The 11,105-nt window shown below is 70.3% G+C and carries 14 protein-coding genes; 8 read left to right on the top strand and 6 right to left on the bottom strand.

The window, feature by feature from the left end; translation table 11 throughout:
* The 4 genes from AB7U92_RS12690 to pedF all read right to left on the bottom strand — a co-directional run.
* Nucleotides 1-286 (bottom strand): aldehyde ferredoxin oxidoreductase N-terminal domain-containing protein (locus AB7U92_RS12690; protein WP_428577133.1); only part of this gene is annotated, 286 nt, incomplete at its 3' end.
* Between the two features lie 13 nt (nt 287-299).
* Nucleotides 300-773 carry a 4Fe-4S dicluster domain-containing protein gene (locus tag AB7U92_RS12685; RefSeq protein WP_428577132.1) on the bottom strand — a complete coding sequence of 158 codons (474 nt, stop codon included), beginning with the start codon at nt 771-773 and terminating at the stop codon, nt 300-302.
* A 143-nt stretch (nt 774-916) separates the two neighbouring features.
* Complete coding sequence (locus AB7U92_RS12680) at nt 917-1,735, bottom strand: substrate-binding periplasmic protein (protein ID WP_428577129.1); 819 nt, start codon at nt 1,733-1,735, stop codon at nt 917-919.
* A complete protein-coding gene (gene pedF, locus AB7U92_RS12675; protein WP_428577126.1) occupies nt 1,735-2,217 on the bottom strand; it encodes a cytochrome c-550 PedF in 483 nt (160 codons plus the stop codon). The genes AB7U92_RS12680 and pedF overlap by 1 nt, the downstream gene beginning before the upstream one ends.
* A 225-nt stretch (nt 2,218-2,442) precedes the next feature.
* On the opposite strand from pedF, the gene AB7U92_RS12670 reads away from it, so the two are divergent.
* The 7 genes from AB7U92_RS12670 (at nt 2,443) to AB7U92_RS12640 (ending at nt 9,022) form a co-directional block, all read left to right on the top strand.
* Nucleotides 2,443-4,509 carry a sigma-54-dependent Fis family transcriptional regulator gene (locus tag AB7U92_RS12670; protein WP_428577124.1) on the top strand — a complete coding sequence of 689 codons (2,067 nt, stop codon included), beginning with the start codon at nt 2,443-2,445 and terminating at the stop codon, nt 4,507-4,509.
* A gap of 135 nt (nt 4,510-4,644) precedes the next feature.
* Entirely contained in the window at nt 4,645-5,313 is a 669-nt protein-coding gene (locus tag AB7U92_RS12665) for a hypothetical protein (RefSeq protein WP_428577121.1), read from the top strand.
* Nucleotides 5,313-5,963 (top strand): hypothetical protein, encoded by a 651-nt coding sequence (locus AB7U92_RS12660; RefSeq protein WP_428577118.1) that lies wholly within the window; start codon nt 5,313-5,315, stop codon nt 5,961-5,963. Before AB7U92_RS12665 ends, AB7U92_RS12660 begins: the two co-directional genes overlap by 1 nt.
* Before the next feature lie 6 nt (nt 5,964-5,969).
* Nucleotides 5,970-6,575 (top strand): hypothetical protein, encoded by a 606-nt coding sequence (locus AB7U92_RS12655; RefSeq protein WP_428577116.1) that lies wholly within the window; start codon nt 5,970-5,972, stop codon nt 6,573-6,575.
* A 24-nt stretch (nt 6,576-6,599) separates the two neighbouring features.
* Nucleotides 6,600-7,094, top strand: a complete 495-nt coding sequence (locus tag AB7U92_RS12650) for a hypothetical protein (protein ID WP_428577113.1) — start codon at nt 6,600-6,602, stop codon at nt 7,092-7,094.
* Nucleotides 7,095-7,104: 10 nt separating this feature from the next.
* Nucleotides 7,105-7,797 (top strand): hypothetical protein, encoded by a 693-nt coding sequence (locus AB7U92_RS12645; RefSeq protein WP_428577111.1) that lies wholly within the window; start codon nt 7,105-7,107, stop codon nt 7,795-7,797.
* 10 nt (nt 7,798-7,807) lie between these two features.
* On the top strand, nt 7,808-9,022 hold the full coding sequence (locus AB7U92_RS12640; protein WP_428577108.1) for a CaiB/BaiF CoA transferase family protein: 1,215 nt from the start codon (nt 7,808-7,810) through the stop codon (nt 9,020-9,022).
* A gap of 9 nt (nt 9,023-9,031) precedes the next feature.
* On the opposite strand, the gene AB7U92_RS12635 is transcribed toward AB7U92_RS12640, so the two are convergent.
* On the bottom strand, nt 9,032-9,466 hold the full coding sequence (locus AB7U92_RS12635; protein ID WP_428577105.1) for a TerB family tellurite resistance protein: 435 nt from the start codon (nt 9,464-9,466) through the stop codon (nt 9,032-9,034).
* Nucleotides 9,466-9,822 carry an HPF/RaiA family ribosome-associated protein gene (locus AB7U92_RS12630; RefSeq protein WP_428577102.1) on the bottom strand — a complete coding sequence of 119 codons (357 nt, stop codon included), beginning with the start codon at nt 9,820-9,822 and terminating at the stop codon, nt 9,466-9,468. The genes AB7U92_RS12635 and AB7U92_RS12630 overlap by 1 nt, the downstream gene beginning before the upstream one ends.
* Before the next feature lie 102 nt (nt 9,823-9,924).
* On the opposite strand from AB7U92_RS12630, the gene AB7U92_RS12625 reads away from it, so the two are divergent.
* Nucleotides 9,925-10,812, top strand: a complete 888-nt coding sequence (locus AB7U92_RS12625; protein ID WP_428577100.1) for a LysR family transcriptional regulator — start codon at nt 9,925-9,927, stop codon at nt 10,810-10,812.
* Nucleotides 10,813-11,105: the final 293 nt, after the last annotated feature.

Here is an 11,105-nt window from a genome sequence, read left to right as displayed (position 1 = left end):
AGCCACCCGAGTTCGAGCAGGCGTTGGCGCCGGTCAGCGGGCCCTTGGTGTCGACGGTGTAGCGGCCGCCGGTGGAGGACATCGTGCCGGTCAGCGGGCCGGTGGCCCAGATCAGCTTGTTGGCCGGCGCCAGCGGATCGACCTTGGGGTCGACCTCTTCGACGATGTACTTGGTGGCCAGGCCGCGCGAGCCGAGATAGGCGCGCGCCCAGTCCATGTTGAGGGGTTCCGACTTGACGGTACCGGCAGTCAGGTCGACGCGGAGGATCTTTCCAGCCCAGGACATGTGTGCTCTCCTCTTACGCGGCGGGTTGGTTGCCGAGCTTGTCGGCCCAGGCCTGCATCTTGTTCAGGCCGGTCCAGTTGGCATCGACGTAGGTGATGGCGCCGGTCGGGCAGGCGGTCGCGCAGGCGGGGTCGCCGCCGCACAGGTCGCACTTCTGCACCTTGCCGGTCTCCTGTACGTAGTTGATGGTGCCGAACGGGCAGCTGATCGTGCAGACCTTGCAGCCCACGCAGGTGGTCTCGTTGACGACCTTGGCGCCGGTCAGCTTGTCCAGCGTGATCGCCTCCACCGGGCAGGCGTGCAGGCACCAGGCCTCGTCGCACTGCGTGCAGGTGTACGGCACCTTGCGGCCGGTGTGATGGAAGTCGAACACCTTGATGCGCGACTTGGCCGTGGCGTAGGTGCCGTAGTTCTCGAAAGAACAGGCCATCTCGCACTGGAGGCACCCGGTGCACTTTTCCGGGTTGATGTGGAGCGTCTTCTGCATGTGGAGCTTCCTTGGTGGGTGGGCGTGACGCGGGAGCCTGCTATGCACGCACTTGCATAGCTTGCGCAGGGCGAGCGCGAGGCACCATTTGGGAGAAACCCTAGGAAATGCTCCAGCGCGTCACATCGCTGGAGCCGGCACGATCACGCCGGGCGCCAGGCGAGGTTGGACTTGGCGAAGATTGCCGCCATCTGCCCGCTGGCGGCGAGCTGGTTGACGGCGCCCTGCAGCGCCTGGGCGAGCTCGGTGGCGTCCTTCTTGACCGCCATGCCCACCGCCCAGCCGTCCTTCGGCGCGCGCGGCGAAGGCAGCGGCTCGATGGCGAAGCGCTCGTCGCCGCGCAGCACCGACTGCAGCTCGGAGAGCATGCCGGCCGCCGCCGGCACGTCGCCGCGCTGCAGCGCCTGCGCGGCCTCGACGCCGTCCTTCCACTTCGTCTGCAGGGTGTCGCGCAACGCTCCACTTTCCGCGCCGATCAGCAGCCAGCCGGCCAGCGACTGCCCAGGCACGGCCACCGGCTTGCCCGCGAGCTGGGCGAGCGAATCGAGCGTCGGCAGCACATCGAGCCGGCGCGCGATGGCCACCCGCTCGCGCCAGTACGGCCCGAAGATGCTCACCTGCGGGTTGCCCTGCATCAGCGGCCGGTCCACCGGCACGTGCAGCAGCACGTCGGCCGGGCCGAAGCCGAGATAGTGGCCGCGCCAGACCATGTGACGCAGGTCGTCGTCCATGTTCTCGTCGGCCGAGAACGGCAGCAGCGAGAGCTTTACGCCGAGCGACTCGGCCAGCGCGCGCGCCAGCTCCACGTCGATGCCGGCGCCCTTCACGTGGAACGGCGGCATGTCGTTGTAGACCGCCACCACCAGCGCGCCGCGGCTCTTTACCTTGTCCAGCGGCGTGGCCGAGAGCACGCCCGGCAGCGCGGCCACTGCCGCCGCAGCGATCAGCTCGCGGCGGCGCATCACAGCGGCTTCTCTCGGCGGGTCTCGAGGTAGGCCTTGATCGACCAGACCGCCTCCTGGTTGAGGATGCCCTCGAACGGCGGCATGTAGACCGCGCCGTTGCGCACCTTGCCGCGGCGAACGCTGCCGGCGAAGTAGTCGTCGATGTCCTTCACGCAGGCGGCCTTCTTGCGGTCGTCCTTCAGCGTGGCGCACTCGTTGTCGAGCTTGCGCAGGTCGGGCGCGATGCCGCCAGAGATGGCCTCCAGGCCGTGGCAGCGGGCGCAGTTCTGGTTATAGGCCGAGCTGCCCACCTTGATGGCAGCCTCGTTCTTGCGGAACGGGTTCTCGCCGCGCCAGTCGTCGCCGAGTTTGGGCAGGCTGCTGGTATCGACCGCCTGCGGCGTGACGTCGCCGTGGGCCCAGGCGGAACCATGAAAGGCGGCGGCCGCGAGCAGTGCGGCGTTGAGCAGGAATCGGTAGCGGGAACGGATGGAAGGCATGAGCTTGTCTCCTTGAGGCTCGTCTTGAACTATGCTCATCGTCTGCAAACGCTGTGCCATCCGCAGGTGTTGCAAACGCGAACACCGGGACCGGGGCTGTCCGCATCGGCCCCCAATGGACAAGCCGCCCGGCTTGTCCCACAGTCGCGACCGACGGGACTCGCCGCCCGTCACAGATCACAACGGAGACAGCCTGCCGATCGGGCGGGCAATGGAACAGCCCTCATGCCCACGAGCAGGAACCCGGGCCCACGCGGCTGGAGCAGCCCCGACACGGCCACGGCAGCGACGCAGCGCAAGCCTGGCCACGTCGACCTCATCCAGCAGTCGCACGAGCGTTGCGCCGCCCTCGGCCTGACGCGCATCGAGCGGCCCGACTACTCGCCGCTGATGCGCAGCGACCTCAACGTCGCCAAGGAGCGCAACCAGCGCCTGTTCGCCCATGCCGCACCGGTGATGGAGATGCTGCTCGAGCAGATCGTCGACACCGAGAGCATGATCGTGCTGACCGACGCGCAGGGCACCATCCTGCACGCGGTGGGCGACGACGACTTCCTCGAGCGCGCCGGCAAGGTGGCGCTGTCGCCGGGCGTGAACTGGGCCGAGCAGAGCAAGGGCACCAACGCGATCGGCACCGCCCTGTTCGAGGAGCGGCCCACGCTCGTGCACGCCGACGAGCACTTCATGCATGCCAACCACTTCCTGACGTGTTCGGCGGCGCCGATCTTCGACCCGCGCGGCAACATGCTCGGCGTGCTCGACGTCTCGGGCGATCACCGCAGCTACCACCAGCACACCATGGGGCTGGTGCGCATGTCGGCGCGCATGATCGAGAACCACTGGCTCTCAGACGACTACAGCAACCGGCTGCGCCTGCACTTCCACAGCCGCGCCGAGTTCATCGGCACGCTGCTCGAGGGCATCATCGTCGTCGGCGCCGACGGCAAGATCCTCGGCGCCAACCGCAGCGCGCTCGACCAGCTCGCGATGACCGGCATCTCGCTGCGCGGCCACACGCTGACCACGCTGTTCGGCACCACCGTGGCGGCGGTGCACGACCACTTCCGCACGCCGCTGCCGGTGCCGATGAAGCTGAGCCTGCCCAACGGCCTGCACTTCCACGTCAGCGCGCGCATCGACTGGGCCGGCCGGCGCGTATTCGGCGGCCTGCCCGAGGGCTTCGACGACAGCGCAGCGAAGAGCGAGGAGCGGGCGGCCCTGCCGGCCACGGCCGGCAGCGCACAGTCCGCGCCGAAGCCGCCGGCCGGGCTGCAGTTCCTGCAGACTGGCGATGCGCAGATCGAGGCGGTGGTGCAGAAGGTGCGCCGCATCATCAACCGCGACATCCCGCTGCTCGTGCTCGGCGAGACGGGTACGGGCAAGGAACTGCTGGCCCGCGCGGTGCACCAGGAGTCGAACCGCGCCAAGCAGCCCTTCGTGGCGGTGAACTGCGCGTCCATCCCCGAGTCGCTGATCGAGGCCGAGCTGTTCGGCTACGAGGATGGCGCGTTCACCGGCGCGCGCCGCAAGGGCGCGGTCGGCCGCATCGTGCAGGCCAACGGCGGCACGCTGTTCCTCGACGAGATCGGCGACATGCCGCTGGCACTGCAGGCACGGCTGCTGCGCGTGCTGCAGGAGCGCGTGGTCACGCCGCTGGGCAGCCACAAGCACATCGCGGTCGACATCGCGGTGATCGGCGCGACGCACCGCAACCTGCGCGAGATGATCGAGAAGCAGCAGTTCCGCGAGGACCTGTACTACCGCCTCAACGGCCTGGTGCTGAAGCTGCCGCCGCTGCGCGAGCGCAGCGACCTCGCGGTGGTGGCGCGGCGCATCCTGCAGGGCGAGTGCCCGCAGGGCGCGCCGGAGATCGGCCCGCGCGTGATGGACCTGCTCGGCCGCTACCACTGGCCCGGCAACATCCGCCAGCTCGCCAACGTGCTGCGCACCGCCGCCGTGATGGCCTGCGGCGAAGGTCAGATCACCGAGGCGCACCTGTCCGACGATTTCCTCGAGGATGTGCGCAGCCTGCCGCCGCGCGCGGTGCTGCACAGCGCACCGGTGATGGCACCGCCGCTCGCCGCAGCGCCGGCGCCGGTGGTGGCCCCGGTGGCCGCGCCGGCGCCCGTCGCCCCGGTGCCGCCGCCGAACCGCACGCTCGAAGAGATCGAGATCGACATGATCCGCGCCGCGCTCGAAGCCGCGGGCGGCAACATCTCCGAGGCATCCAAGCGCCTGGGCATCAGCCGCAACACCATCTACCGCAAGCTGCGCTGGAACAAGGGCGGCTGAGCGATCGTGCGTCACCGGCGGCGCACCGAGGGAGAACCCTGTGCCAGCCCCTGCGGCGATTGCTCCCCGGTGGAACAGCGCGCTCGTGTTGAACACCTGAAGTCGCGCGGCATGCCTCTTGCAGCCTGGCTGTGCATGAAGATTCTCGTGCTCGGCTCCGGCGCCGCCGCCGTGTGCGGCGAAGAGCAGCGCTGGCTGCTGCTCAACGCCTCGCCGCAGACCGCCGGCCACCCGCTGATCGAGGCGGCCGCGGCGCAAGGCCGGATTGCCGGCCTGGTGATGCTCGACGCGCGGCTCGAGCATCTGCACAGCCTGGCCGTGCTGCGCCACGGCCGGACGATGGCGCTGTACGCCACGCCCAGCGTGTTCGAGGAACTCACAGCGCGCCTGCCGACGAGTGAGTTCGACGACTGCGGCCACGGCCTGCGCTGGCACCCGCTGCCGGTGGCCGGCGACGTGCGCAGCGCCGAGTTCCACGTCGACGGCGCCGCCTCGCTGCGCTGCGTGGCGGTGGACGACGGCGGCTGGGCAGCGCCGTACTCGCCGCACCGGCAGGAAGCCGTGGTCGGCGACAGCATCGCGGTGCTGGTCGAAGATCTCGGCGACGGCCAGCGGCTGCTCTTCGCACCGGGCAACGGCAACGGCGCCCTGCCCTGGATGGCCGACGCCGACTGCCTGCTGGTCAACGCCTCGGCCTGCCCGCGCGAGGCGGCGCAGCCGGGGGCCGGCGAACGGTGCACGGTGCTCGTGCACCTCGACGACGGCGACCCTCGCCTGGAGGAAGGCATGGAGATCGAGTTGTGATGCGCACGGCGGCGGCCCCACGCAGCGCGCTGTCCGGCATCGAGCCGATCTGGCTCGAGTGGGCCACGCTGGCCGGCCTGCTCGCCTTCGCCACCTGGCTGCTCGGCGGCCGCGGCGTGTGGGGCCTGCTGCTCAGCTCCGACCCCACGGGCCTGACGCTGGTGATCATCGTCGTGTTCGCCGCGGCCACGCTGTGGTGCGGCGCGCGCTCGCGCGAGCTGCAGCAGCAGCGCCGCTGGCTGGAGGCGGCGCGCGGCGGCGGCACGGCGCAGGGCTGGGCGGCCGACTACTGGGCCGCGCTCGACCGCGCACCGCGCGACGCCGCCGCGCCGCTGGACTTGCTGCTCGAACGCACCCACGGGCCGCACCACACCGCGTGGTGGGTCAACGGCATCCAGCTCAAGCTCGGCCTGCTCGGCAAGGTGATCGGCTTCTCCATCCTCGCCATCGAGATCGGCCAGATCCAGAACTTCGATGCCACGCAGTCGCAGGAGCTGCTGCGCAGCCTGACCACCGGCCTGGGCGTGGCGCTGCTGACCACGATGGTCGGCCTGGTGGGCAACATCCTGCTCGGCCTGCAGCTCACGCGCCTCGATCGATTTGCCGATGCGATCGTCGCCGACGCGCAGCAGCACGGCTTGAGCCGGTAGCACGCGATGCCGCGCAAGCGCTTTGCCCGCGAGGCGGAGGTCGATCCGTTCTACGACATGTTGTTCAACATGCTGATCGCCTTCGTCTTCTGCTTCATCATCGCGCTGCTGGCGATGAACCCGAAGGCGCTGAAGGCCGGCGACATCCCTTCCAAGGCCGAGTACATCGTCAACGTGTCGTGGCCGGACATGAACCCGAACGACATCGACACCTGGGTGCAGGATCCGGCCGGCAACCTGGTGTGGTTCCGCGCCCGCGAGGCCGGGCTGATGCACCTCGACCGCGACGACCGCGGCATGGCCAACGACATCATCGTCGTCAACGGCAAGCAGGTGGCCAACCCGCTGAACACCGAGGTGGTGACCATCCGCGGCATCGCGCCGGGCGAATACACCGTCAACCTGCACTACTACGACTCGAAGGATGGGCAGCCGGTGGAGGCGACCGTCTCGGTGATCAAGGTGAACCCGCGCGCCGAGGTCGTCTTCTACGGCACCGCCGCGCTCGCCCGCAAGGGCGACGAGGCCACCGCTGCCCGCTTCACCGTGCTGCCCGACGGCGCGGTGACCAACGTCAACACCCTGCCCAAGACCCTGGTGCAACGCCTGTGACACAACGCCTATGACACAACGCCTATGACGACTGCCGTCGTGCTGAGTTTTGCCGCGCTCGTGATGCTCGCGGCGCTGGCCCTGCTGTGGTCGCGCTGGCCGGCGTGGCTCAAGGGCCTGCTGGTCATCGGCGTGACCGGCTTCTACTTCTACGCCGACGACGCGCTGCACGGCATCGCCGGCCTGCCCAGCCGCGATGCGCTGCCCGAGCGCTTCGTGCTGCTGGCCGCGGTGATCGAGGAGCCCGGCGCCAAGACCAAGGGTGCGCTGTACGTGTGGGTCAACGAGCTGAAGGACGGCAAGCCCGCCGCGCAACCGCGCGCCTACCGGCTGCCCTACCAGAAGGACCTGCACGCGCTGCTCAACGAGGGCATGAAGAAGGTGCGCCAGGGCATCAGCCAGATGGGCACGGCCGAGCCGAAGACGGGGCCGAAAGGCTTCTCCTGGCTGCGCCCGGGCAGCGACGAGCAGAACGTGAAGATCCGCGACCTGCCGGTGCCGCAGTTGCCCGAGAAGTGACGCCCGGGACATGAAACGCCTCGCCCTGCTTGCCACCGCGCTCCTGGCCGCCTGCGGCGCGCCGCACGACGACTCCCTCTTCCCGCTCGCCAAGGGCCACCGCTGGGCCTACGACATCACCACCGAGTGGGAGAACAACATCGTCGAGCACGAGCCGCGCGTGATCGAGACGCTCGGCCGCGACACGCTGCCCTCCGGCGACGCCTGGCGGCGGCGCAGCGACAGCGGCGTCGACTACTGGCTGAGGAGCGACGCCAGCGGCGTCTACCGCGTCGCCACCAAGAGCGAGCTGCAGGACGAGCCCGAGGCCGACAAGGAGCCGCGCTACGTGCTGAAGACGCCGGTGGCGGTGGGCACGAGCTGGCGCAGCACCACCACCGCCTACCTGCTGCAGCGCCGCCAGGAGTTCCCGCGCGAGATCCGCCACAGCCACCCGGCGGTGCCGATGAACTACAGCATCGAGGCGGTGGGCGAGGCCGTGGCCGTACGCGCCGGCACGTTCGGGAACTGCGTGCGCGTCAAGGGCATCGCGGCGCTGCGCCTGTTCGCCGACCCGGTGGTCGGCTGGAAGGACATGGCGCTGACCACCACCGAGTGGTACTGCGCCGGCGTGGGCCTGGTCAAGCTGGTACGCGAAGAGCCGGCCGAATCGACCTTCCTCACCGGCGGAACGCTGACAATGGAGCTCGTCGACTGGCACTGACGGCCCCGCCTTGAACGAACCCGCCCCGCTTCCCCTTGCCGGCCTGCGCGTCGTGGAGTTCACCCACATGGTGATGGGCCCGACCTGCGGGATGATCCTCGCCGACCTTGGTGCCGAGGTGATCAAGGTCGAGCCGCTGGCCGGCGACGCGACGCGCCGGCTGATCGGCTCGGGCGCCGGCTTCTTCCCGATGTTCAACCGCAACAAGAAGAGCCTGGCAGTCGACGCGAAGACACCGCGTGGCCGCGAGATCGTGCTGCGCCTGGTCGCCGGCGCCGACGTGTTCAGCGAGAACTTCAAGGCCGGCACGATGGAGGCGCTCGGCCTCGGCGCGGGCATGCTGCGCCGCCTGAATCCGCGCCTCGTGCACGTCTCGCACAAGGGCTTCCTCGCCGGCCCCTACGAGCACCGCACCGCGCTCGATGAGGTCGTGCAGATGATGGGCGGCCTGGCCTACATGACTGGCCCGGAGGGCCGGCCGCTGCGCGCCGGCGCGAGCGTCAACGACATCATGGGCGGCATGTTCGGCGCCATCGGCGCGCTCGCCGCGCTGCTGCGCCGCGAGCACACCGGGCAAGGCGGCGAGGTGGCCAGCGCGCTGTTCGAGAACAACGTCTTCCTCGTCGCCCAGCACATGCTGCAGCATGCGGTGACCGGCCGGCCGGCCGCGCCCATGCCCTCGCGCATCAGCGCCTGGGCGGTGTACGACGTCTTCACGGTGAAGGGCGGCGAGCAGGTCTTCCTCGCCGCGGTCTCCGACACCCAGTGGGCGGCGATGTGCCGCGAGTTCGGTTTCGACGACCTGCTGGCCGATGCCCGCCTGGCCAGCAACAACGAGCGCGTGCAGGCGCGCAGCTGGATGCTGCCGCTGCTGCGCGAGCGGTTCGCGGCCTACGGCGCTGCGGAGCTGGCGGCTCGCTTCGAGGCCCACGCCCTGCCCTATGCGCCGATCACGCGGCCCGAGGAACTGTTCGACGATCCGCACCTGGAAGCCACCGGCGGCCTCGCGCCGCTGGCCGTGCCGGCCGACGCGAGCTCGGCCGGGCGGGCCTTTGAGACACGCGCGCCGCTGCTGCCGATCACGCTGGACGGCCAGCGCCTGGCGGTGCGCGAGGCCCCGCCGTCCATCGGCGAGGACACGCGCGCGCTGCTGCGAGGGCTCGGCTATGGCGAGGCCGAGATCGACGACCTGCTGGCCGCCAAGGTGGTCGCCGCGCCGGCCTGAGCCGCGCGCTCAGCCCGGCGCCAGCGCCGCCATGGCGTCCTCGCGGGCGAACATCGTCCGATGCAGCCCCCAGTGCTCGACCACCGCCTCGAGCACCACCGATTCGCCTTCGGCGATGTGCTCGTCGGCCTGGGCGATGTCCAGGCACAGCTGCAGCACCGTCTGCCGGAGATCGGGATCATCGACGTCCGCCAGCAGCTGCGACAGCGTGCGCGGGTCGACCCGGCAGGCATCGCCCCAGGCCAGGTGCGCGCCGAGCAGCAGGTCTTCGCAGAAGCCATGCAGCACGGCGTGCAGTTCCGCGCGCGCGAGGCCGAGGCGATCGTGGGCGTGGCTGCGTTCCAGCACCTGCAGCTCGGCCGGCGCGAGGTGGCCGTCGGCCAGCACGGTGAGGGCCACGATGCGCGCCGCGGCCTGCGGGCTGTTGCGGGGGTAGTGGCGCATCACGACAGCTCCGCAGCGGTGGTGCGGCCGGCCGCGGGCTGCGCGCGCTGGGTGCTGGCACGGCCGCGGGCGAGCATGCGCACCAGTGCTCTCACCGCGCGGGCCAGCGCGTTGTCGATCGCGCTGCGCCAGTCGCGCGCGATGGCGGTGATGACCACCGTGCGGTCGCCGTCGGTGCGCAGCTCGACCTGGCAGCGCTTGTCGACGCCGCCGCGCGGCCCGTTGATGTCGGACAGCATCACCTTGGCACGCGGCACCCACCACGCCAGACGGCGCATCGAGAAGCGCACGCGGTGCACCGCCAGCTCGCGCAGGCGGGCCGCCTCGGGATCGCGGGACTCGAAAACCACTTGCATCGCGGAACCTCCATCGGAGTTGAAGCGTGGCTCCAAGATAGGTGCCGAGGGTCTTCGGTCAAAGCAGACAATCCGTGATCGTCGTTCAGTTAAAAACTGAGCATGAGCCTGAACTTCAGTTACCGGCACCTGTACTACTTCTGGGTCGTGGCCAAGGAAGGCGGCATGGCGCGCGCCGCCGCGCGGCTGGGCATGGCCGTGCAGACGGTCAGCGCGCAGGTGCGCGAGCTCGAACGCTCGCTCGGCCATGCCCTGCTCAAGCCGGCCGGCCGCGGCCTGGCGCTCACCGAGGCCGGGCAGGCGGCGCTGCGCCAGGCCGACCTGATCTTCCAGCTCGGCGAGGCCTTGCCCGCTGCCGTGCGTGACGCCGCCACCACGCCCGGCGTGCGGCTGCGGGTGGGCATCGCCGCCGGCCTGCCCAAGCTGGTGGTGCGCGCGCTGATGCAGCCGATGCTGGGCGAGCCGCGGCTGCGCCTGCGCTGTCACGAGGCGCCCTTCGACGAACTGCTCGCCGACCTGGCCCTGCACCGGCTCGACCTGGTGCTGGCCGACCAGGCGGCGCCGCTGAACGCGAACATCAAGCTGTACAGCCACGCGCTGGGCGCCTCGGGCTTCGCCTGGTATGCCCCGCCCTCGCTGCAGGCCGCAGCCCGCCGCGGCTTCCCGCAGTCGCTCGAGCGCGTGCCGGTGCTGCTGCCCACTGCGCAGGCGGCGGTGCGCCAGCGCATCGACCAGTGGTTCGAGCGCGAGGAGATCCGGCCGATGGTCGTCGGCGAGTTCGACGACAGCGCGATGCTCAAGACCTTCGGCGCCGGCGGGCTCGGCGTCTTTCCCGCAGCCGCGATGGTCCACGAGGATCTGGTCGAGCGCTATGGCGTGCGGCGCATCGGCGCATGCGAAGGCGTCGAGGAGCATTTCTGGGCGATCGGCTCGGAGAAGAAGGTCGCCCATCCGCTGGTGCAGCGGCTGATCACGGCCCGCAAACCCTGAGACCCGGGCGCGACAAGTTGTCGCACGGTGCGTGAACGCCTGCGCCGCGCCCTCGGCACGGCACGCGACAGCTTGTCGCATCGCCTCGCGAGAGGTCTTGTGCACCGCGATTCATAAGGGTTCGCGGGCATCGGGTTGCGCAGTCGCCTCGGTTCCAATCCCTGCAGCTCTGCCGTGACGCAGGCGTTCGTTCGCCGGGCCGCGAGCCCGCAGGAGAACCGACAAGATGGACATGAACCGGAGGCACTTCTTCCGGGTCAGCGGAGCGGGGCTGGTGGGTTCCAGCCTCGTCG

The organism is Piscinibacter sp., from assembly GCF_050175855.1.
In the GTDB taxonomy this organism is placed as follows: domain Bacteria; phylum Pseudomonadota; class Gammaproteobacteria; order Burkholderiales; family Burkholderiaceae_C; genus Piscinibacter.
The sequence above is the reverse complement of the archived record's forward strand: the minus strand, read 5'-3'. Positions and strand labels throughout refer to the sequence as shown.

What these genes read in the sequence shown, in the direction of transcription:
- AB7U92_RS12660 (WP_428577118.1), top strand. Translation starts at nt 5,313, where the DNA reads ATGCGCACGGCGGCGGCCCCACGCAGCGCGCTGTCCGGCATCGAGCCG.
- AB7U92_RS12625 (WP_428577100.1), top strand. Translation starts at nt 9,925, where the DNA reads ATGAGCCTGAACTTCAGTTACCGGCACCTGTACTACTTCTGGGTCGTG.
- pedF (WP_428577126.1), bottom strand. Translation starts at nt 2,217, where the DNA reads ATGCCTTCCATCCGTTCCCGCTACCGATTCCTGCTCAACGCCGCACTG.
- AB7U92_RS12635 (WP_428577105.1), bottom strand. Translation starts at nt 9,466, where the DNA reads ATGCGCCACTACCCCCGCAACAGCCCGCAGGCCGCGGCGCGCATCGTG.
- AB7U92_RS12630 (WP_428577102.1), bottom strand. Translation starts at nt 9,822, where the DNA reads ATGCAAGTGGTTTTCGAGTCCCGCGATCCCGAGGCGGCCCGCCTGCGC.
- AB7U92_RS12655 (WP_428577116.1), top strand. Translation starts at nt 5,970, where the DNA reads ATGCCGCGCAAGCGCTTTGCCCGCGAGGCGGAGGTCGATCCGTTCTAC.
- AB7U92_RS12645 (WP_428577111.1), top strand. Translation starts at nt 7,105, where the DNA reads ATGAAACGCCTCGCCCTGCTTGCCACCGCGCTCCTGGCCGCCTGCGGC.
- AB7U92_RS12650 (WP_428577113.1), top strand. Translation starts at nt 6,600, where the DNA reads ATGACGACTGCCGTCGTGCTGAGTTTTGCCGCGCTCGTGATGCTCGCG.
- AB7U92_RS12685 (WP_428577132.1), bottom strand. Translation starts at nt 773, where the DNA reads ATGCAGAAGACGCTCCACATCAACCCGGAAAAGTGCACCGGGTGCCTC.
- AB7U92_RS12665 (WP_428577121.1), top strand. Translation starts at nt 4,645, where the DNA reads ATGAAGATTCTCGTGCTCGGCTCCGGCGCCGCCGCCGTGTGCGGCGAA.
- AB7U92_RS12670 (WP_428577124.1), top strand. Translation starts at nt 2,443, where the DNA reads ATGCCCACGAGCAGGAACCCGGGCCCACGCGGCTGGAGCAGCCCCGAC.
- AB7U92_RS12680 (WP_428577129.1), bottom strand. Translation starts at nt 1,735, where the DNA reads ATGCGCCGCCGCGAGCTGATCGCTGCGGCGGCAGTGGCCGCGCTGCCG.